Origin of the sequence: Erwinia sp. V71, from assembly GCF_965644245.1 — a bacterium.
In the GTDB taxonomy this organism is placed as follows: Bacteria; Pseudomonadota; Gammaproteobacteria; order Enterobacterales; family Enterobacteriaceae; genus Erwinia.
The window spans coordinates 12315-35553 of sequence record NZ_CBFFRK010000025.1; the positions used below are offsets into that span (position 1 = coordinate 12315).

General features: G+C 62.2%; 5 protein-coding genes. 4 read left to right on the forward strand and 1 reads right to left on the reverse strand.

Annotation, left to right across the window (positions count from 1 at the left end; genetic code table 11):
• Nucleotides 1-82: 82 nt before the first annotated feature.
• The 4 genes from ACSZO1_RS08245 to ACSZO1_RS08260 all read left to right on the forward strand — a co-directional run bounded on the left by ACSZO1_RS08245 (nt 83) and on the right by ACSZO1_RS08260 (nt 22337).
• Nucleotides 83-12508 carry an amino acid adenylation domain-containing protein gene (locus tag ACSZO1_RS08245; protein ID WP_437611381.1) on the forward strand — a complete coding sequence of 4142 codons (12426 nt, stop codon included), beginning with the start codon at nt 83-85 and terminating at the stop codon, nt 12506-12508.
• Nucleotides 12509-12764: 256 nt separating this feature from the next.
• Entirely contained in the window at nt 12765-18872 is a 6108-nt protein-coding gene (locus ACSZO1_RS08250; RefSeq protein WP_437611383.1) for an SDR family NAD(P)-dependent oxidoreductase, read from the forward strand.
• Nucleotides 18872-20008 (forward strand): Gfo/Idh/MocA family oxidoreductase, encoded by a 1137-nt coding sequence (locus tag ACSZO1_RS08255; RefSeq protein ID WP_437611385.1) that lies wholly within the window; start codon nt 18872-18874, stop codon nt 20006-20008. The genes ACSZO1_RS08250 and ACSZO1_RS08255 overlap by 1 nt, the downstream gene beginning before the upstream one ends.
• A complete protein-coding gene (locus tag ACSZO1_RS08260; protein WP_437611387.1) occupies nt 19995-22337 on the forward strand; it encodes an alpha/beta fold hydrolase in 2343 nt (780 codons plus the stop codon). Before ACSZO1_RS08255 ends, ACSZO1_RS08260 begins: the two co-directional genes overlap by 14 nt.
• Here the strand turns inward: ACSZO1_RS08260 and ACSZO1_RS08265 are convergent.
• The gene (locus tag ACSZO1_RS08265) at nt 22324-23220 is read right to left on the reverse strand and encodes a helix-turn-helix domain-containing protein (RefSeq protein ID WP_437611389.1); all 897 of its coding nucleotides are present in this window, start codon (nt 23218-23220) and stop codon (nt 22324-22326) included. The two genes, ACSZO1_RS08260 and ACSZO1_RS08265, sit on opposite strands and share 14 nt — an antisense overlap.
• Nucleotides 23221-23239 lie beyond the last annotated feature (19 nt).

A 23239-nucleotide genomic window follows, 5' to 3' on the forward strand; every position in this document is an offset into this window, starting at 1 on the left:
AAGGTTGCTTTATTTTTTTTACTGGACTGAGTGAGCGATGCTTAATTTCACAGACATATAACTGTTTGAGGTTTAAGTAAAAATGGCATCGCATCATCCTGGATTGAATGATTTTACCACCCTGGTTGACGGGCTTGAGTTTTATGCCCGCCAGCAGAGTGAGTTACCTGCGTTGCGTTTTCATGCCCACGATGGCAGTGAACAGGTTGTTACATTTGGGATGCTCGCGTCACGTGCGCGGGCTTTAGCCGCCCGTTTGCAGCAGGAGTATGCTGCGGGCAGCACTGCGCTGATTTTGTATCCGTCCGGCGTGGATTATGTGGTTACCCTGCTGGCGTGTTTCTACGCGGGCATTATTGGCGTGCCTGTTAACCTTTCCGGTCCGGCGCGCGTGAAACGTGTGCTGGGGAAACTGGACGCGATTGCGGAAGACTGTCAGCCGACAGTGATCCTCACCGGCGCGGAGATCGTCGCGGCTTCCGGCGACGATCTGACCACTTTCGCCGCCCGCCACCAGCTGGCAGTGCTGGACACCCAGACTGACGATGAAGCAGGCTGGCAACAGCAATGGCGCGCGCCGCAGATTAACGCTGAGACCATCGCGTTTCTGCAGTACACCTCCGGCTCGACCGGTCAGCCGAAAGGGGTGATTAATCGCCACAACAATCTGCTGGCGAACCTCGAATTTCTGCACTGTCTGACCCTGCCCGCGCCTGATAGCGTGGTGGTCAGCTGGCTGCCGCTGTATCACGATCTTGGCCTGATTATGGGCATTCTGTCGCCGCTGCTGGCGGGCAATACCGCGGTGTATCTGCCCCCTGCTGCCTTTGTCAAAGATCCGCTGCGCTGGCTGGAAATCGCCAGCGAGCAGCGTGGCACGGTATTACCCTGCCCCAACTTCGCCCTGCAGCGCTGCACCGATGCCGCCCGCCAGCAGCCTGAACGCGTGGCCAAATTTGACCTGTCGTCGATTGTCAGCCTGGTGCCGTCAGCCGAACCGGTTTCCGCAGAGCAGCTGGAAGCATTCTGGCACTGTTTCAAAACCTGTGGCCTGCGCCGCGATGCGCTGAAACCCTCTTACGGTCTGGCGGAAGCCACCCTGATTGCTGCCGGGAACAGCGCGCCGGAACCGGTGTATCTGGATATCGATAAACAGGCATTGCTGCGTAACAAAGTGGTGATCGCCGAACATGCCAGCAACCATACCCGCCGCTACGTCGGCTGCGGCAACGAATTTGGCGGCCAGGATTTACGTATCGTTAATCCCGACAGTCATCAGCCGGTCAGCGAAGGCGAAACCGGCGAAATCTGGATCAGCGGCCCGGCGGTGGCGCAGGGTTACTGGCGGCGCGAACAGCAGAGTGATGAAACCTTTGGCGCCACGCTGTTTGGCGAAGATTCCGGCAGCCACTATCTGCGTACCGGCGATCTCGGTTTTATCCATCAGGGTCAGCTGTTTATCACTGGCCGCCTGAAAGATATTCTGATTGTGCGCGGCGAGTGTCACTACCCGAACGATATTGAAGCCACCGCCGTTGCCGCCCACCCGATGGCGATGGCCGATGGCGCCGCCGCCTTTGCCTGTGAAGAGCAGAATGAGGAGCGGCTGATCCTGGTGCTGGAAGCCCAGCGCGCCACGGATGACGAACTGCAACAGCTGGTGAACGCGGTGCGTGAAGCGATTGCCGAACAGCATCAGCTGGCCGTCTGGCGCGTGGTGCCGATTCGCAAAGGTACGCTGCTGCGCACCACCAGCGGCAAAGTGCGCCGCCGTGCGCTGCGTGATGCCTGGCTGCAGCAGGAACTGCATCAAATCTGGGATGAAAAGACGCCACGCGACATCACACCGGCACAGGATAATGCGCTGATCGGCTGGATCTGCCAGCAGGCGGCGGATCTGCTGGGGAATGTGACGGCGCGCAATATCAATCCGCAGCAATCGCTGTTCAGTTACGGCCTCGATTCGGTCGGCGCGGCAACGCTGCTGGCGAAAATCGGCCAGCACTGCCGCATCGATTTACCGGAAAGCGCGCTGTTTGACAGCCCCAGCTCCAGCGCACTGGCGGCGCGTATCACGGCACTGCAACACCCCGTTACGTCGACTCCGGCAGACGCGCCACGCCAGCACAGCGATGATGCGGTGGCGATTATCGGTATGGCGTTCCGCCTGCCCGCTGCCGATGGCGAAGAAGCGCAAAGCGATGCGCAGTTCTGGCAGATGCTGCTGGACGGTGGCTCGGCGATCCGCCCGATGCCTGCCGAGCGTTTCCGCAATCACGACGATATCCCCGGCTTTGGTGCATTCCTCAATCGTCCGGCAGATTTCGATGCCGCGTTCTTTGGCATGTCGCCGCGTGAAGCGATCAACACCGATCCGCAGCAGCGCATGTTACTGGAAGTGAGCTGGCATACGCTGGAAGATGCCGGGCTGCGCCCTTCGCGGCTGAAAGGCGCGGATGTCGGCGTGTATGTTGGCATTGGCACCGGCGACTACTCCCATCTGCCGTTTATCACCGGCGACAGCAGTCATCTCGATGCCTACTACGGCACCGGCAACTCGTTTGCCGCCGCCTGTGGCCGCCTCTCCTACTTCTACGGCTGGGAAGGTCCGTCGGTGGCGGTGGACACCGCCTGCTCCTCCGCGCACAGTGCGCTGCATATGGCCTGCCAGGCACTGCGTCTCGGCGAATGCGATATGGCGCTGGCGGCAGGCGTCAAGCTGCAGCTGCTGCCGGAAGTGGACGAAGTGCTGCATAAAGCCGGGATGCTGGCGCTGGATGGTCAGTGTAAAACCTTTGATGCCAGCGCCGATGGCTATGTGCGCGGCGAAGGCTGTGTCGCCTTCCTGCTGAAACCGCTGGCGCAGGCGCAGGCCGATGGCGACCCGATTCGCGCCATTATCCGTGGCAGCCTGGTACGTCAGGATGGCGCCAGCAGCAGCCTGTCTGCGCCAAATGGCGATGCACAGCGTCGCCTGTTACAGCGCGTGCTGCAACGCGCCGGACTGCGCCCGGACGATATTGATTATCTGGAACTGCACGGCACCGGCACCCGTCTCGGCGATCCGATTGAGTACCAGTCGGTGGCTGACGTGTTCAGTGGCCGCCAGGCTGCCGACCCACTGTGGATGGGTTCGGTCAAAACCAATATTGGTCACCTCGAAGCCTCCGCGGGCGCATCCGGGGTGGTAAAAGCCGTACTGGCGCTGGAACAGGGCGTGATCCCGCCGCATATTGGTCTTAACCAGCTCAACCCGCTGATCAATCTTGATGTTATTCCGGCGCGTCTGCCGTTGCAGCCGCAGCCGTGGCCGCAGCGCAACCAGCCACGCCGTGCGGGCGTCACGTCGTATGGTTTCGCTGGTACGCTGGCGCATGTGGTGCTGGAACAGGCACCGCAGCAGCACACCGATCTGGCGGCGGATAACGGTCAGCCACAGCTGCTGTTGCTGTCTGCGCAACATGCCGACTCGCTGCAGCAACTGCGTGAAGAATGGATCGCGCAGCTGGACGCCCCGCTGCCGCTGGCGTCACTGGTTGCCAGCCAGGCCCGCCTGCGCGAACACCATGCGCTACGTCTGGCCGTGGTCGCCAGCGATCCGCAGCAGATGCAGGCCGCATTACGCGACGCCGCCGCCGGAGAAGCGGTCAACGCGCAGCCACGTGTTGGCTTTATGTTTACCGGCCAGGGTGCGCAGTACAGCGGGATGACGCGTGAACTGTATCAGCAGGAACCCGCCTTCCGCGCGGCACTGGATGACGCAGAAGCCGCCATCGCGCCATGGCTCGGCGAATCTCTGCTGGCGCTGATGTTTGACGGCAACAGCGAACGTCTCAACCAAACCGCCATTACCCAGCCCGCGCTGTTCGCTGTTGGCTATGCGCTGGCACGCCTGTGGCAGCGCTACGGCGTGCAGCCCGTGGTAATGCTCGGTCACTCGATTGGTGAATTTGCCGCCCTGGTGATTGCCGGTTCGCTGACACTGAACGACGCCGCCCGTCTGATTGTGCGCCGCGGCGCGTTAATGCAGGCACTGCCTGCCGGTGGTGGCATGCTGGCGGTGCGCCTCAGCGCGGATGCGCTGGAACAGCGGCTGGCGACGCTCTCCGCTGACGATGCGGCGCAGGTGGCGATTGCCGCAATGAATGGCGCAGAAGACAGCGTACTGGCTGGCGCACAGACGGTACTGGACACCCTGCGCCAGCAGCTGGAGCAGGAAAATATCAGCGCCCGTCCGCTGACCGTGTCCCATGCGTTCCACTCGCCGCTGCTCGATCCGATGCTGGATGAGTGGCAGCAGAGTTGTGCCTCTGTCACCACCCAGGCACCCGCGATTAACCTGATTTCAACCCTCAGCGGCGAAGCGCTCAGCCACGCCCCAGATGGCGACTACTGGCGACAGCATGCCCGTCAGGCGGTGCGTTTCCACCAGGCGCTGGCCGTTGCCACGCAGCAGTGTGATGTGCTGCTGGAGATCGGCCCGCACGCCATTCTTACCGCCCTGGCGCAGCGTCAGTTGCTCAGCCAGCGTCCGGCGCATCCGGTCACGGTTGTCGCCAGCCAGCGTCGCAACAGCGACCAGCTCACCTGCTGGCGTGAAGCGCTGCGCGATCTGTATCTCGCCGGTGCCAGCTTCAGCTGGGAAGCTGCTGACTGCGCCACCTTCAGCGCCCCGCTGCTGTCGCCACGCCAGTTGCCGCGTTATCCGTTCCATCGCCAGACCTACTGGCTGGATTACGATGGCGACGCGCCGCGTGAACCACTGCCGCTGCAGCCGATGCCGGTCCACAGCAGTGCCGAAGTGGTGCCGCTGTATACCCTGCAATGGGAAGCGATCGACACGCCAGCCACCACCCCCCATGAGCGCCGCTACTGGCTGCTGGGCGACGAAACCAGCTGTGACCAGCTGGCGGACAGCTTTGCCGCCATCAATGTCGATGCGCAGTTCTGCGCTAATGCCGAACAGCTGGTACGCGACTGGCAGCAGGATGATGTGGCGGTGTTTATGCCACCGGCTGACGATGCCAGCTGGTCGCTGATTGCTCTGCTGCAACAGATCCAGCAGTTGAAAGGATCGCTGCGTCTGATGCTGATTACCCGCAATGCCCAGGCACCACAACCTGCCGTCTGTGACGCTGACCAGGCGGCTCTGTGGGGCGCAGCGCGTGCGCTGGCAATTGAGTATTCCGCCTGTAAGTGGCTGATGCTGGATATGGAAGCGGAAACCGGTATCTGGCAGGTTGCCAATGCGGTACTGCGCGCCGCCAGCTGCTTTGGCGAAGAGGATGCACTCTGCGTGCGCCAGCAGCAGTGGCTGCATCCGTGTCTGACGCCTGCAGAGCAGGAAACTCTGAGTCCGGGTGACGACTTCACTATCGCTGATAATGCCGCCGTACTGGTGGTGGGCGCATGGGGAGCACTCGGTCGTCATATCAGTGAATGGCTGATGCGCCACGGCGCACGTCATCTGATACTGACCGGCCGCCAGGCACCGCGCCGCAATGTGCAGGCATGGCTGCAACACTGGCGCAGCCGTGGCATCACCCTGACCTGTGTCGAAACCGATATTACCCAGCCCGCTTCCGTCGCGGCGCTGTTTGCCCGTATCGATGAACTGGGTCAGCCGCTGGCGGGCGTATTCCACTGCGCCGGTGTTGGCCGCTTTAACCCGCTCGATACCATTACCCGTGACGATTATCAGGCGGTCGCCGCGGCGAAAATCACCGGCACCCGTCTGCTGGACGAGCACACCCGCCACCTGCCGTTGCAGTGGTTTGTCTGCTTTACCTCGATTTCCGGTGTCTGGGGATCGCGTCTGCAAATCCACTACGGCGCGGCCAATGCCTGGCAGGATGCGTTAATGCGTCAGCGCCGCCACCTTGGCCTGCCGGGGCTGAGTATCTCCTGGGGACCGTGGAGCGGTGGCAGCGGTATGTCTGAAGTGGATGACTCGCTGCTCCAGTACCTGCGCATGGCCGGTATTCAGCGCCAGCCACCTGCCCGCTATCTGGCGACGCTGGATAAACTGTTCAGCGCCGACATGACGGCAGCGGATTTCCCGGCCTTCTGGCTGGCGGCGGAAGTCGACTGGCAGAAATTTGTGCCGCTGTTTGCCCTCTACAATCCGGTGCACCTGTTTAGCCGCTGTGCGGCGCAGCAGCAACAGCAGGCCACGCCGGTTCAGGATATTCAGGCACGCAATCTGCATCAGCTCAGCCGCGCGGAACAGCATCAGGTGATCCACGATTTTGTGCGTAACGAACTGGCGCGCACGCTGCGTATCGCGCCGCACAACATTCAGCCGGACAGCGAGCTGCTGGCGCTGGGGATGGACTCCATTCTGATTATGGACTTCTCACGCCGTTGCGACAGCGAACTGGGTATCAGCTGCCCGCTGAAAGCGCTGTTTGAGCACAGCACCCCGGCGCGGCTGATCGCCTGGCTGACCGAACAGCTGGAACATGCCGTTCCGGCCAGCGCCAGCACGGAAATGACCATCAGTCATCAGGCCGATGATCGCTATGAACCGTTCCCGCTGACCGAGCTGCAATACGCTTACTGGATTGGCCGTCAGGATCACTATGCACTGGGCGGCATCGCCTGCCACGCTTACCTGGAAGCGGATGCGCCGCAGGCGGTGGATATTGCGCGTCTGCAACGCTGCTGGAATCTGCTGGTCCAGCGTCACGATGCGCTGCGGCTGGTGATTGGTGAAGATGGCCGCCAGCGTGTACTGCGTGAAGTGCCGGAGTACCAGATTGCCGTCGCCGATCTGCAACAGGCCAGCAGTGAACAGGCGGCACAGCACTGCGCGCAATGGCGCACGCTGCTGTCGCATCAGGTGCTGCCAACCGATCAGTGGCCGCTGTTTGATATCCGCCTGACGCGTCTGCCACAGGGCGGCAGCCGCCTGCATATCAGTATCGATATGCTGATCAATGACGCCACCAGCAGCCAGATCCTGTGGGATGAACTGGTGGCGCTGTATCGCGCCGATGGCGATCTGCAACAGGCCGGTCTGCAGCCATTCAGCATCAGTTTCCGCGATTATGTGCTGGCGAAGCATCACCGCGAAGGGGCGCGCCTTGAGCAGTGGCAGCAGGACCGCGAGTGGTGGTTACAGCGTCTGCCAACGCTGCCAGCTGCACCACAACTGCCGCTGGTGGCTGAGAACCTGACGCAGGTGCATCCGCAGTTCAGCCGCCGTCAGCGCACGCTGCCCGCAGAGGCCTGGCAGAAACTGCGCGAGCGCGCTTCCGGTTACAGTGTCACGCCTGCCTCACTGCTGATCGCCGCCTTCTCCGAAGTGCTGGCCAGCTGGAGCAGCGAACCGACCTTTAGCCTCAATCTGACCATCTTTGACCGCCTGCCATGGCATGAGGATGTGCCACGGATGGTCGGCGACTTTACCGCCGTCACCCTGCTGGCGCTGGATCACCAGCAACCGCTCAGTTTTGCCGAACGCGCCGCGCAGGTAAATGGTGAAGTGCTGGAGAGCCTGCAGTACCGTAGTTTCAGCGCGGTGGATGTGTTACGCGAATGGAACCGTGGTCGTGAACAGCAGGCGCTGGTGGGTATGCCGGTGGTGTTTACCAGCCAGCTCGGGGTGAACGATCCGACCAAAGGCGCGGCAGCCAGCCCGCTGGGTGAAATTGTCCACGGTATCAGCCAGACGCCGCAGGTATGGCTCGATCATCAGGCCAGCGAACAGGATGGCGCACTGGTGTACAACTGGGACGCCGTCGAAGACCTGTTCCAGCCTGGCGTACTGGATGCCATGTTTGACGCCTATGCGAGCCTGCTGGAGCAACTGGCTGCGGATGACCGGTTGTGGCAACAGCCACTGCCGGCACTGCTGCCGCCAGCACAACAGGCAGTACGCAGGGCGATCAACAATACCGCCGCGCCATTGTCTGATGCCACGCTCGATGAGCTGTTCTTCCGCCGTGCCGCGGCACAGCCGCAGGCAACGGCGCTGGTGAGCCACGAAGGTCGCTGGAATTACCAGCAACTGGCGGAATGGAGCATGGGGATTGCCAGCCAGTTACTGGCTGCCGCGGTGAAACCGGGCGATCGTGTAGCAGTGGTGATGCATAAAGGCGCAGCGCAGATTGCCAGTTGTCTGGCGATTCAGGCGGTCGGCGCAGCCTATGTTCCCTTGTCTGCCGACACGCCAGCAGCTCGTCTGCAAACCATTGTGCAGGGCAGCAATATTCGGGTGCTGCTGACACAGCCGGAATACCACGCGCAGCTGGCCGCTGCGGGCCAGACGATTACCGTCGATGCCGCACAGCCGCACACGGCCACCACGCTGCCCGCGATCCCACGTCACGCCAGCGATGCCGCGTATGTGATTTACACCTCCGGCTCCACCGGGGTGCCAAAAGGGGTACTGATTGACCATCGCGGCGCGGTGAATACCGTGCTGGACATCAACCAGCGCTTTGGCGTCACGGCGCAGGACACAGTGCTGGGACTTTCTGCGCTGTGGTTCGATCTGTCGGTATGGGATATCTTCGGCACCTTTGCCGCTGGCGGTACGCTGGTGCTGCCGGAAGCCGAAGCCACACGCGATCCGGCACGCTGGCTGCAGCTGATTAAAAGTGACAATGTCACAGTATGGAACTCGGTGCCCGCCCTGCTTGACCTATTACTGGCGGAAGCGGATTACCATCAGCAGGCGCTGGCGGGTCTGCGCCGCGTGTTCCTTAGCGGCGACTGGATACCGCTGCACCTGCCTGCACGTCTGCAAAACCATGCGCCTGACGCCACACTCGTGGCGATGGGTGGCGCGACCGAAGCCTCAATCTGGTCGAACTGGTTTATCGTCGATGAAGTGCAGCCGCAGTGGAACAGCATCCCGTACGGCTACCCGCTGACCAACCAGGCGTATCACGTACTGGACAGCCAACTGCGTGACCGTCCGGATTATGTCAGCGGCGACCTGTTTATTGCCGGCCACGGTGTGGCGCTGGGCTATGAGAACGATGCCGAACGCACCGCCGCCAGCTTTATCGAACATCGCGGTGAACGGCTGTACCGCACCGGCGATCTGGCACGCTACTGGCCGGACGGCACGCTGGAGTTCCTTGGCCGCCGCGATCATCAGGTGAAAATTGCCGGTAACCGTATCGAACTGGGTGAAATCGAAGCCGCGCTGCAGCAGCATCCGGCAATTCGTGACGCGGTGGTGGATACCGTGGGGAACGAGCGTGGTGAAAAACGCCTTGCCGCCTGGCTGGTGTTGTCTGCTGAGGCGCAAACCCTCAGCCAGCAGTTAACCGCCGAACCTGCGCTGCAGGATGGCGCACAGCTGATTACCGATGCCCGTGCGCTGCTGGCACAGCAGCCGGATCAGCCGCATAACGCCGATCTGCAACAGTTCTGGACGCTGATCGATCAGCTCGGCGAACGTGCCATTGCCGATACGCTGGCGGTTGCCGGTGATACCGCACTCAATCCAACGGATGAGTTCCGCACGCTGGCGCAGCAGTGGCAGCAACAGGCGCAGAACACCACGCCTGGCTGGGACACCCTGCTGAGTCAGGCTGCTGCCGCCGGACTGCCACGTGAAGCTCTGGTACGACTGCAAAGCGGCGCGGCCGATCGTCTGCGCATTCTGCGCGGTGAAGCCAGCGCACTGGAGCTGTTCTACAGCGATGATGACGCACTGTCGCCGGAACAGCTGACGCAGGCCAACCCGCTCAGCGCGCCGGTCAACCATGCGTTGGCCGCGCTGATCCGTCAGTTGGCCGAGCAGCTGGGACGCGCACCGCGCATCCTTGAACTGGGTGGCCGCAGCGGTGTTGCCAGCCATGAACTGCTGGCGCAGCTGGCGGACGTCGGGCTGGAGTATCACTTCAGCGACGCCTCACGTCTGCTGGTACAGCAGGCGCAGACGCGTCTTTCCTCATCCGCCGCTCATCAGCTGCACCACCACCTTCACTACAGCGTGCTGGACAGCGAGCAGCCGCTGGCGCAGCAGGAGGTCAACCGTCATCACTACGATCTGGTACTGGCGTTTAACGCCCTGCACCGCAGCCATAATGTGCCGCGTCTGCTGCAGCGAATTGCCAGCCTGCTACGTCCTGGCGGCTGGCTGCTGGCACCAGAAATGACACGTAACAGCACCTTCCAGCTGGCCACCGTTGCGCTGCTGGAGGCGGGTTACAGTCAGCTGGAGGACAGCCGTCGCGAGCAGGCGTTGCCGCTGCTCAGTGCCGCACAGTGGCAACAGCAACTGGAGCAGCAGGGCTACCAGCAGCAGGCGGCACTGACGCTGCCACAGCTGGACAACAGCGGTCTGCACCTGCTGATGGCGCAGATGCCGGACAGCCTGTGGCAGTTCGCGCCGACCAAAGTCAGCGACTATCTGGCGACGCTGCTGCCGGGTTATATGGTGCCGCAGATCCTGATTGCGCTGGATGCGTTACCGCTCAGCCCGACCGGCAAAGTGGCTCGCGCCCTGCTGCCACGTCCGCACAGCGGTGCGAAAGCCGCATCCGGCCAGCCTGCACCGCAGTGGCAGGGACTGGATGCCCACCTCGCCGCGCTGTGGGCGGAATTGCTGAACGGTGAAACGCCAGCCGCAGAAGCGCACTTCTTTGAAGCTGGCGGCGACAGCCTGACAGCGGTGCGACTGGTGGAGAAAATCCGCCATCAGCTGCAACGTCAGGTGGCGCTGCGCGATCTGTTTATCAGCCCGCGCTTTGCCGATTTCGCTGCCAACGTCGCCGCCGCGCCGCTGTGGCAGGAGGAACAGCAACAGTGGCAGGCGGATGATGCCCGCCGTCACCAGCCGTTCCCGCTGACCGATGTGCAGCAGGCATACTGGATTGGCCGTCAGAGCGGCCTGACGCTCAGCGGTGTCTCCACCCATCTGTATGTGGAAATCGACGTTGATGACCTCAGCCACCATGCACTGCAAAACGCCTGGCAGCGTCTGGTGCTGCGCCACGACATGCTGCGTGCGGTGATCGACGAGGCCGGTTATCAGCGTGTACTGGCACAGGTGCCGGAGTACGCAATCCAGTGTCAGGATCTGCGCCATGCCAGCACCGCACAACGCGAACAGTGGCAGCAGCAGGTGCGTGACGATCTCAGCCATGAAGTGCATGACACCACGCGCTGGCCGCTGTTCAGCGTGCGCGCCGGACAGCTGAGCGATCAGCGTATTCGTCTGTGCATCAGCCTCGATAACCTGATCTGCGATGGCCGTTCGATGGTGATGCTGCTCTCCGAATGGGCGCAGCTGGCACGTCAGCCAGAGAGTGAGCTGCCGCCGCTGACCATTCGTTTCCGTGACTATGTGCTGGCACAGGAGAAATGGCCGCAACGCGCCAGCTGGAACAATGCGCTGAACTACTGGCTGGATCGTCTCGATACCCTGCCTGCCGGGCCGCTGCTGCCGCTGGCGCAGCAACCGGAGCACATCGATACGCCACACTTTATCCGCCGCGAAGCGCGACTCAGCGCCGATCAGTGGAGCACCCTGCGCCAGCGTGCCGCAGATGCCGGCATCACGCCGAATGCGCTGCTGCTGAGCGTCTGGAGCCACGTGCTGGCGAACTGGAGCCGCGAGGCGCACTTCACCCTGAATCTGACGCTGTTCCAGCGTCCGGATATCCACCCACAGCTGCCCATGCTGGTCGGTGACTTTACCTCACTGAGCCTGCTGGCCTGCGATATGCGCGGGGAAGCGGACTTCCTGACCCGCGCCGCCGCACTGCAACAGCAGCTGTGGGATGACCTCAGTCACAGCGAGGTGTCCGCCGTGCGCGTGCTGCGTGAAGCGGCGCGCCGTCGTGGCCGGGTCGATGCTGTGGCAATGCCAGTAGTGTTTACCAGCGGGCTGGGGGTCGATGCCCAGGGCAGCGACCGCAGTGTCGCCGCCGACTGGCTGGGCGAGTTTGGCTGGAGTGTCAGCCAGACACCGCAGGTGTGGATTGACCATCAGGTGGTGGAGCGTCGTGGTGAGCTGGTGTTCAGCTGGGACTGCGTCGATGCGCTGTTCCCGGCAGGACTGGCCGACGAGATGTTTGCCAGCTACTGCGAACTGCTGAGCATGCTGGCGGTGTGTGGCGATCTCTGGCAACAGGATCTCAGCGCCCTGCTGCCGGCTTATCAGTGGCAGTCGCCCAGCACCCGGGCGGTTGCGCCGTCAGCCGATGACAGCCAGCCGGATGAGGCGGTATCGGACAGTGACAGCGACGCACTGACGGCCGTGATCTGCCAGCAGCTGCAGCAGATCGCCGGACTGGAGAAGGTGCCGGACAACAGCAACTTCTTTGAAGCCGGTGCGACCTCGTTGCACCTGATCCGTCTGCGCCAGTTACTGCAGCAGAAGCTGCAGATTTCGCTGCCAGTGGTGGAGCTGTTTAACCGTCCTAATGCGCGCGCGCTGGCTAACTGGCTGACGCGCCAGCAGGAGACGGAGACCGAAAGCGCCAGTGATATTGCTGAACGGCGTCAGGCGCGCCAGCGTCGCCGCCAGCAACGTCAGCGTTAAGCGTTACACATTGCTTAATGCTGATCGGTTAACACTCGCACCGACGGATAACGATGCACTGACCGCGCCTTCCCCCGCGTCGCGGGGGAAGGCTGGGATGGGGGAAATGACGGCTCAGCGGCGTTTGTTCCCCCTCCCTGACCCTCCCCCATTTTATGGGGAGGGAAGCTGAGCACCGGGGCCGCCCGTTTAACTGAGAAGCATGAAAGCACGTTGTTCATCATTTTTGTTTGCATAAACATGGAAAAGTAAACGCATGAACTCATTCGATTCCGAACAGTTTACCCGCCAGTATGGCGACACATTGCCGGTAGCCATTATTGGTGCGGGCTGCCGCTTCCCGCGTGCAGCATCTGTTTTTGAATTCTGGCGCCGTATCGCCGATGGCGAAGAGTTAATTTCCCGTTTTGATGCCGACGCCCTGCAACGCGCAGGCGTCGACCCGGCGTTACTGAAACGCCCGGACTATGTGCCCGCCGCCGCAGTGGTGGAAGATGCTGACCGCTTCGAGTGGCAGTTCTTTGGTTATTCACGCCAGGAAGCCGAGAATATCGATCCGCAGCAGCGACTGTTCCTGATGTGCGCCTGGGAAGCGCTGGAGATGGCCGGTTACTCCCCTGCCACCCTCAGCGCCCGCACCGGCGTGATTGGCTCATCACGTATGAGTACGTATCAGCTGCCGCAACGCCAGGATGCCCAACAGATTGTCTCGCCGCAGGTGTTTCAGAAACTGATGGGCAATGACAAGGATTATCTGGCAACGCGCGTCGCCTATAAGCTGGGCCTGCGTGGTCCGGCGTATACCGTGCAGACTGCCTGCTCCAGCTCACTGATTGCCACCCATCTGGCCTGTGAAGCCATTGCCAGCGGCGACGCCGATATGATGCTGGCTGGTGGCGCCAGCCTCAGCTTCCCGCAACAGGCCGGTTACTTCTACCGTGAAGGGATGATCTTCTCTGCCGACGGTCACTGCCGGCCGTTTGATGCCGACGCGAATGGCACACTGGTCGGCAATGGCGCAGCGGTGGTACTGCTGAAGCGTCTGGATCGTGCCATTGAGGATGGCGACCCGATTATGGCGGTGATCCGTGGCACCGCAATCAATAACGATGGCAACGACAAAGCGGGCTACACCGCGCCGTCGCTGAGCGGCCAGCGCGATGTGATTCGTGACGCGCTGGCGCTGGCGGATGTCGACGCCGATACCATTGGTCTGGTGGAAGCCCACGGCACCGCCACGCCGCTGGGCGATCCGCTGGAGATCAGTGCGCTGACCGAAGCCTGGTCGCCGTGGTCACCGCAGCCGCAGCAAACCGCGATTGGCTCGCTGAAAAGCAATGTGGGTCATCTCGATACTGCCGCCGGTATCGCCAGTCTGCTGAAAGCCGGGCTGGCGATCTGGCAGCGTCAGATCCCGCCAAGTCTTAATTTCGCGAAGCCGAACCCGGCGATTGATTTCGCCTCAACACCGTTCTATGTGCCGCAACAGCTGCAATCGTGGAACAGCAGCACGCCACGCCGTGCGGCGGTCAGTTCATTTGGTATTGGCGGCAGTAACGCCCATGCCATTCTCGAAGCCGCACCACAACATAACGTCAGCGGTGATGACTCGCAGCCATTGCACCTGCTGCTCTCCGCGCGCAGCGAACAGAGCCTGCGCGCGCTGGCGCAACAGCATCTGTTACGTCTCAGCGACCGTGAAGCGGGCTTCGATGCGCACGCTTATGCCGCCACCAGTTTTTACCATCGTTCGCTGTTTAACCACCGTCTGCTGCTGAGCGCCAGTGATGTCGACGGCTGGCAGGCACTGCTGCTGGATATCGCCGAAGGTGTGGCATCGCTGCAGTCTGTCAGCACGGATGCCGGGATTACCGCGCACCACGCCAGTATTGGCAGCGACACCCCCGCCGCACTGCAGGATCAGCTGGGCCGCAGCACACCGGAATGGCGCGGCCTGATCGCCAGCAGCCATCAGCGCGCCCTGCTGCCGGTGACGCCATTTGATGGCGAACGTTGCTGGCACCCGAACAGCGAAACCGTGGCGACGCCCGCGGTCAGCGACAGCTGGCAGGCACTGTGCAACAGCGCACTGCAGACCGCCAGCGAACGCGGTGCGGAACTGGATCTGTCACTGCTGGCAGAGGAAGATCGCTGCGTTGACGCGCTGCACCAGCACTATGTCAGCCAGATGCTGCAACAGATGCAGTTACTGCAACAACCACAGCAGTATCTGAGCATCGACCAACTGATGTCACTGGCGCATATTCCGCCGCGCTACCATGAACTGATGCAACGCCTGCTGCGCGATCTCGCCGCCAGCGGCGCGGTACAGCAGCGGCAGCAGGATGGCGAACGGTGGTATGGCGAACTGCGTCCGGCGGCGATTGATGTTGACGGCTGGCTGATGCGAATGCGCGCTGCAGGTTACAACAATCTGGCGCAGCTGATTGCCCGCACCGGGCCGCAACTGGGTGCGATGCTGCGCGGCGATGTCGATCCGGTCAGCGTGGTGTTCCCCGCCGCGTCCACGGCCGATGTCGAGCATATGTACCGCGAGCAACCCTGGTCACGCTATTTTAACGCCATCGCCGCGTCGTCCATGGCCGCACTCGCCAGCCACAGCGAACAACCCATCGCCATTCTGGAGATTGGCGCGGGCACTGGCGGCACCAGCCACGGTATTTTGCAGACGTTACCGCAGGGCAGCTGTGAGCACTACAGCTATACCGACCTCGGCACCCTGTTCCTGCAACGGGCGCGCGAAAAGTTCGCTGCATATCCGTTTATCGATTATCTGCCGTTTGATATGGAACAACCGGCGCAGCAGCAGGGACTGCCACGCCAGCAGTACGATGCGATTGTCGCCGCCAACGTGCTGCACAATGCGGCGGATCTGCGCCAGATGCTGCGCAATCTCGCCAGCGTGCTGAAACCGGGCGGTCTGCTGCTGATGCGTGAAATCACTGCACCGAAAAAGCTGTTCGATTTTGTCTTTGGCGCACTGGTGCCGCCGATCAGCGATACCGCGTTGCGCCATGGCGAGCTGTTCGCCTCGCAGCAGGACTGGCAGGCCGCGCTGGCCGATGCCGGATTTGTTCAGAGTGCCGCCTTCCCGACCGCCGATCAGCCTGCCGCCGCGCTGGGTGAGCAGATTATTGTGGCGCGTGTTGCCAGTCAGCAGACGGCGGCACAGCCAGAACCTGTCGCCGTTGCTGAAAACACACTGACGATCAGCATCGCCAGCGATCTGGCGGATAACCAGTGGTCAGAGCAGCAGCTGCTGAACGCGGCGCTGCAGGCGCTGGAAACAGAACGTCCGCAGCGTCTCAGCCATGTGCAGTGGCACTGCGATCCACAGGGTGCCAGTGATCCGCTGACCCTCACCCTGCATCAGCAGTCACACAGCGTGCAGGCGTTTAGCGGTGAGCATCAGCTGTTCAGTGCGCAGCTGAGTCCGGCGCGTGTTGCTGGTGTCGAGACCACGCCGCGGCCGCAGTCTCTGCCACGTCCGTGGCGGCAGAAGGGTGCGTTGTATCACTGGCAATGGCAGCCCGTTGCGTTGCCGCAAAGTGGCACGCAGCAGCCGTGGCAAACGCTGCAGGTGCCTGCCCACGCCGACCAGCAGGAGAGTTTCTTTAACCAGCTGCAGCAACAGCTGGCCAGCGGCAACGATCTGCTGCTGCGTGCGCCAGGACTGTTGCAGACAACAGGTGAAGCGCATGCCGCCAGCTGGCTGCCGGGCTTACTGGCCGTCGCCCGCCATGAGTATCCGCAGCGCCAGATTACTTTGCTGGATGATGCAGATCGCCAGCTGGACGATGCCCTCGCCGCGCGTCTGATGGCCTGCGCGGCGGATCAGCTGCGCTGGCAGGATGGCAGCTGGTACAGCGTACAGTTACAGAGCGCGGCACCGGCAGTGGCGATCACCCAGACTTCAGGCTGCCATGTGCTGATCGGCGGTCTGTCGCCACTGGGGCTGGCGCTGGCGCAGCAACTGGTGGATCAGGGTGCTGAGAAACTGGTGCTGCTGGCACGCCGGGCACCGCATAGGCATCAGCAATTCCTGCTCGACGATCTGCGTCAGCGCGGTGTTGAGGTGGTGATCGACAGCCACGCCGATATCAGCGATCCAACCGCCTTTACTGCCGCGCTGGAGCGGCTGGCGGCGCAGCAGCAGCCGATCAACACTCTGTGGCATCTGGCAGGCGTGGTGAATGATATGCCGGTGGCGCGTCTCGACTGGCGCACGCTGCAACAGACACTGGACATCCGCCTCGGTGCGGCACAGTTGCTGGATAGCTGGCAGTCGCGTCTGCAACCGGCACAGACGGTCTACTTCTCTTCCGCCGCGTCGGTGCTGGGGCCGGACGGCCAGGCGGCACACGCCGCAGCCTGTGGTGCGCTGGAACATCTGGCACACCAGCGCTGCGCCCGTGGCCACGACACGCTGGCGGTAGCCTGGGGGTACTGGCAGATCACCGAATCTGCGTCAGCGCAACTGGTGGAAAAACTGGCGCAGGGCGGCATGGCGGCGCTGGATACGCACAGCGGCCTGGCGTTGTTGCAGACGGCACGCGCAGGCGATCAGCCGATGGTGGCGGCAATGCAGGTCGACTGGCAGAAACTGGCGCGTGGCACACTGGCAGCCGGTGATGCTTACCGTTTTGCCGCCTTTATCGACCCGGCGCATACCACCACCACGCCAGCAGCAGACAATACCGCCGGTGCTGAACGGCAACTGGAACGCTATGTGCGCGAAACCCTGGCGCGTCAGCTGAGCTGTGATGAGCAACTGATTACGCCAGACAGCAATCTGGTACAGCTGGGCCTCGACTCGCTGCTGTTCCTCGACCTGAATGAAACCCTCGGACGCGACCTTGGCGTGAAGCTGAACGCAGAAAGCGTATTCCGTGCCGCCAGCGTGCGCGAACTGGTCGCCGCCCTACGTCAGCAACTGGATGTGCAACCTGACAACAGTTCACTGCTGCGCCGGGCGCTGGATGAACTGGAAAGCACCCAGCCGGGCTGGCTGGATCAGCGTGGCGATATTCAGCGTAAAGCGACCGCCACCACCCGTCTGCTGCTGACACCGTTGCAGCATCTGCGCTGGCAGCAGCACAGCAGCGCACCGCGTCTGCTGTATGTCGAGTACAACAAGCCGCACGATTTCCCGCTGGAAGCGTTCGCGGAAGGCTGGCAGCGCCTGCTGGCACGTCATCCAATGCTGCGTGCCGCAATCAACAGTCAGGGTGAAATCAGTGTGCCGGAGAGTGTTGCGCCACTGACACTGCAGCGCTACGACTGGCGCAATCTGTCTGCTGAGGCGCTGGAAGCGGAACAGCTGACGCTGCGCGAACAGCTGTCACACCATCCGTTCGATCTGCAACAGCCGCCGCATATCGTGCTGGCAGTCAGCGACAGCATGCAGGGTTATCGCATTCACCTGGCGCTGAATACGCTGCTGGTTGATATCGAAAGTTTCCGCGTGCTGCTGCGCGAGCTGGACGGTTTTATTCATCAGCCGGATGCCCCTCTGCCCACACTGGCATTTACCCCGCAGGATTATCACCACAGCCTGCTGGCACTGGCGAATACCGCTGCGGCACAGGTACAAGCGCGTGAACTGCCTACAGCACCGCAGCTGCCCTGGCAGGATAACACCGCGGGCAGCTTTGCTATCTGGCGCGCGGCGCTGCCAGCCAGCCAGTGGCTGCCGCTGAAAAGCGCGGGCGAACACCATGGCGTCAGCGGCACCGATCTGCTGCTGGCAGCCTGGGGTCTGGTGCTGCGTGACTGGGCCAGCCAGCCGCGCTTCAGTCTGCGTCTCGATTTTACTGACCGTCTGCCGCTGCATGCGCATGCGTCACAGCTGATCGCCGATGCCACCACCGTCGCGCCGCTGACGCTGGATGTTGGCGACGGCAGCTTTGTCGAACTGGCGCGTCAGCTGGCACAACAGCGTCAGCAGCATCAGGATCAGCATCTGCCGGGCAGTAACCAGGAAGCACACTGGCTGCAGCAGTTGCCGGTGGCCTTTACCAGCCTGCTGGGGGTGCGCCAGGCCTACTCCATCCCGGAAACCTCCGACCCGCTGCTCGGCATGCCGACGTACGAATACGCCGCGCAACCGCTGACGCCGCTGCATCTGCAGGCGCTGGAGGAAGAGAGCGCATTGCTGTTTAACATTGACCTGCTGCGCGGCACGCTGCCGGAAGAGCTGGGCGATATTGCCATCATGACACTGCAACAACTGCTCGAGACACTGGCGGAGGTGCCGGATGCGTGGCATGCACCGCTGCATGAGCTGCTGCCGCCGGATGAGCAGATTATCGCCCTGGCGCAACAGGCGAGAAAGGAGGCGTAATGAACAAACCGTATCGGGTTATCGTCTGCGGTACGCGCTTTGGTGAACACTATCTGGCGGCGCTCAGCCGCCAGAGCAGCGAGTTCCAGCTGGCGGGTATCGTGGCGCGTGGCAGTGAGCGATCGCGCCTGCTGGCGCAGCAACTGCAGGTGCCGCTGTACACGCAGGTGGATCAACTGCCTGCGGATATCGACCTCGCCTGTGTGGCGATTCGCAGCCGCATCGTCGGTGGCGAAGGGTCAACCATTGCCGAACAGCTCATGCAGCGCGGTATCGCCGTGCTGCAGGAGCATCCGGTGCATCTCAGCGATATCCGCCGTTTGCAGAGTCTGGCGCAGCAGCATGGCGTGCGTTACCACGTCAATACGCTCTATCCGGCGCTGCCCGCTGTCGCCAGTTTTATCGACTATGCCCGTCAGAGTGCCAGCCGCCAGCGTCCGGCCTTTATCGAGCTGACCACCAGCCTGCAACTGCTTTACTCCTCGCTGGATATTATCAGCCGTGCGATTGGCGGCCTCGCGCCTGTCATCTGCCATACCCACCAGTTGCCGCCACGTGCGCCCGGCGCACCGCTGTGGCCGTTTCGTCAGATGCAGGGCGAGTTTGCCGGTATTCCGATGTGCATTAACCTGCAAACCACCCTCGATCCGCGCGATCCGGATCATCACAGTCTGGTGATGCACCGCATCACCATCGGCGGCACCGAGGGCAATGTCTGCCTGACCAGCAGTTTTGGTCCGGTGGTGTGGAGCCATTCGATTTATGCGCCGGATTATCAGCAGGATGGCGTCGCGTCATCGTGGCTGCTGTCACCGGAACTGCACCGCGACAGCCACTACAACCAGCAGCCAACTGGCATCGTGTTTGGCGCGGCACAGGCACCGAATCTGGTTGAAGCGACGCAACACGATTTCCCCGTCGCCATTCTCAGCGCCCTGCGCGATTTAGTGGCGGACAACGAACCCTGGTGGCAGAGCGGCGAAGGCTGGCAGCAGCATGGCGAAGCCTGGATCATGTTGATGCGCAATGCTGGCGTACCGCAAACCACGGCGTTTTCTGCGCCAGTGAAACCTTTCCCCGATCCGCGTGAGTACGCGGCGCAACCTGTTACGGATAACCCGCATGGCAAACACTGATGATGCATACCAGCAGCTGACCGACCTGCTCGACGCCGCCGGACTGGCCGAGCACGCCCTGTTCCTGAACTGGGGCTACCAGCCTGCTGATGGCCCGGCGCTGTCGCCCGGGGATACCCAGCGCCAGCTGGTGATGCAACTGATTGGCGATCAGCCGGTGAATGGTCGCCATATTCTTGATGTCGGCTGCGGACGCGGCGGCAGCGCGGCGCTGCTGGTGGAGAAATGGCGACCGCTGAGTGTCACCGGCGTCGATTTAAGCAGCAGCAATATCAACTTCTGCCGCCAGCGTCATCGCCAGCCACGGCTGCGCTTTCAGCTGGCGGATGCCTGCCAGCTGCCACAGGCGGATAACAGTGTCGATATGGTGCTGAATATTGAGTCCTCCGGCGCGTATGCCGATCTGGCGGCATTTTTCCGTCAGGTGTGGCGCGTACTGAAACCCGGCGGCGACTTCTTCTACAGCGATATTTTCGCCCGTCAGTCGCTGGCGGATATCGAAAGCACGCTGACTCAGCTCGGCTTCAGCAAAGTCAGCGGCTGGTCGATTCGTCAGCAGGTGATGGCGGCACGGCGCAGCGCGGGCGACAAAGTGATTGAGCGTCTGCAACAGGCCAGCCAGACGCTGGCAACCCCTGCCAATGTCGACGAGCTGCGTAATTACTTCGCCCTGCCCGGCACGCCGATTTATCAGGCGCTGGCACGCGGCGATGCCGATTACGTCTGCTATCACTGGCGTAAACCGGCAGATACGAACACGTCAGACACGCTGCCGGAAACACTGCTGGCCGCCCTGCGTCATCGCAGCCAGCGGCTGGACCAGGTGGTGAATGGCGCGGATAATCCGGTGTTTCCGCTGGGAAAGCCCGCGACGGATGCGGCGCTTAATCTGTTTGCGCTGCCGTATGCGGGCGGCGGCGCATCGGTGTATCGCGACTGGGGCAATGGCGACGGCTGGCCCGCCGACTGGCGTTTCTGCGCCCTGCAACCCGCCGGGCGGGAAAACCGTATCGATGATGCGCCGCAGCGGCGCATGGCGGATCTGGTGGCAGAACTGGCGCAGCAGATTGAACCCTACAGCCATCAGCCGTGGGCGCTGCTGGGATGCAGTCTCGGTTGTAAAGTCGCCTTTGAGCTGGCGCGCCATTTCAGCCGTTTAAACCGTCCACCGCGTCTGCTGTTTCTGATGGCCTGCCCGGCCCCGGATATTGCGCTGGCGCAGCGCGTATCTGAATGCAGCGATGCCGACTTTGTCGCCGAAGTGCGCCGTCTGGGCGGTACGCCGGACAGCATTCTGCTCGATCAGGAGATGATGCAGACTGTCGGTAAAGCATTGCGCGCCGACTGTGCGCTGGCGGAGCACTATCAGGTCGCCAGCAGTGTCAGCGTGGCGGTGCCAGCGGTGCTGGTACTGGCAGAGGACGATGCGCTGGTGCCGGTCGCCAGTATGCTGCGCTGGCAGCAGCATCTCAGCGGCCATACCACCATCAAACGCGTGAATGGCGGCCATTTCTTCCTGCGTCAGCAACGCGCCACACTGCAACGCTGGCTGGTTGATGCCCTGCGTCAGCCCCCTGCACCACCGGCTGTGACGCCCACGCGCTGGCTGCCGTTTGGTTTGCCACAGGCTGATGGCGGAATGCCGGTATTCTGTTTCCATCATGCCGGCGGCAATGCGGCCAGCTGGCGCGAGTGGCAGGAACCCGCCCGTCAGCTTGGTCTGCAACTGTGCCCGGTGGAACTGCCGGGCCGCGCCAGCCGCTTTAGCGAAGCGGCACGTACCGAGGTCGCCGCATTAGTCGCGGAACTGAACGCGGTACTGTCGCCGTTCTGTCAGCAGCCTTATGCACTACTCGGCCACAGTCTTGGCGCGCTGATGGCGTTTGAACTGGCACAGCAACTGCCACGCGAGACGTTGCAGGGCGTGTTTGTCTCTGGTCGCCGCCCGCCGCATCATCCGACACCCCAGCCGTTGCGCCATCTGATGGATGACCGCGAACTGGCGCAGGAGCTGCAGGGACTGGACGGCACGCCACCGGACGTATTGCAGCATCAGGAGTTGCTGGCGCTGTTTTTACCGGCGTTACGTGCCGACTTCACGTTGACCGAGCGCTACGCCTGGCGTCAGGACGATCGCGCACTGGGGCTGCCACTGCAGGCGTTTTGTGGCGACAGCGATGCCGAAGTGAGTGTGACGACCATGAGTGAATGGCTGCGCTATGGCGATGAGCGTAGCAAGCTACACTGCTATCCTGGTGGTCACTTCTATCTGCAAAACCACCGGAATGCTATGTTACAGGCGATGGCTGGGTGGCTTAATTTGCGCTGAGGGTTTGCTCACTTGTACTGCGATACCGCCCCGGCGTCTGACCGTATTTGCGCTGGAAAAAGCGCGTCATATGGCTGGCATGGGCGAAACCGCAGTGCAGCGCAATATCATTTAATGACAGCGGGCTGCTCTCCAGCAGCCGCTGTGCTTCGCGCAGACGACACTCAATCACATAGTTCCACGGCGTAATGCCAAACATGGCGCGGAAACCACGTTTCAGCGTCATCTGGCTCAGCCCGGCGTAACTTGCCACATCCTCGACCGATAACGGCTGAGCGGCATTCTGACCGATATAGTCACGTGCGGCGATCAGGCGTTTGCGTTCGCGGTGATAGGTGCGTGCCACTGGCAGATTTTTCTGCGTCAGCTGTTGCTGCTGCAGCTCGCGCAGGGCCAGCCACAACGCTTCCAGCGCCAGACTCTCCAGATGCAGCAGACCTAGCGGTGAACGATCGTGCAATCCCTGCTGCAGCGCCTGCATCTGACGGCTCAGTTCATCCGTCAGCGCGGCGGAACGCACCCAGGCCTGACCTGCCGGACCGAGACCACAGGCCGCAATCTGCTCAATCAGTTCGGCGGAAAACTCGATCATCAGCAGATGATAAAAATGGTGGCGCGGAAAGAAGTCATAACCACAGCAGTTGTGCTGCGAAAACGACAGCCAGAACGACTGCGGCCGGTAGTGCTGCGGTCCCTGCTGGTTCAGCATAAAGTGCCCGGCCCCTTCCAGCATCATCACCAGCGACAGATGCGGACCGTACTCGCCTTTAAACTCCACATCATGCTCCAGCGTCGCCTCGACACAGCGCAGGCTGATGCGTGACGTCAGTTGCAGGAAGTCCATCGGCGGCAACTTATTGTCGTTCAGGTTGTGTTCCGTCATAACCCCTCCAATGATAATG

What these genes read in the sequence shown, in the direction of transcription:
- ACSZO1_RS08245 (WP_437611381.1), top strand. Translation starts at nt 83, where the DNA reads ATGGCATCGCATCATCCTGGATTGAATGATTTTACCACCCTGGTTGAC.
- ACSZO1_RS08250 (WP_437611383.1), top strand. Translation starts at nt 12,765, where the DNA reads ATGAACTCATTCGATTCCGAACAGTTTACCCGCCAGTATGGCGACACA.
- ACSZO1_RS08255 (WP_437611385.1), top strand. Translation starts at nt 18,872, where the DNA reads ATGAACAAACCGTATCGGGTTATCGTCTGCGGTACGCGCTTTGGTGAA.
- ACSZO1_RS08260 (WP_437611387.1), top strand. Translation starts at nt 19,995, where the DNA reads ATGGCAAACACTGATGATGCATACCAGCAGCTGACCGACCTGCTCGAC.
- ACSZO1_RS08265 (WP_437611389.1), bottom strand. Translation starts at nt 23,220, where the DNA reads ATGACGGAACACAACCTGAACGACAATAAGTTGCCGCCGATGGACTTC.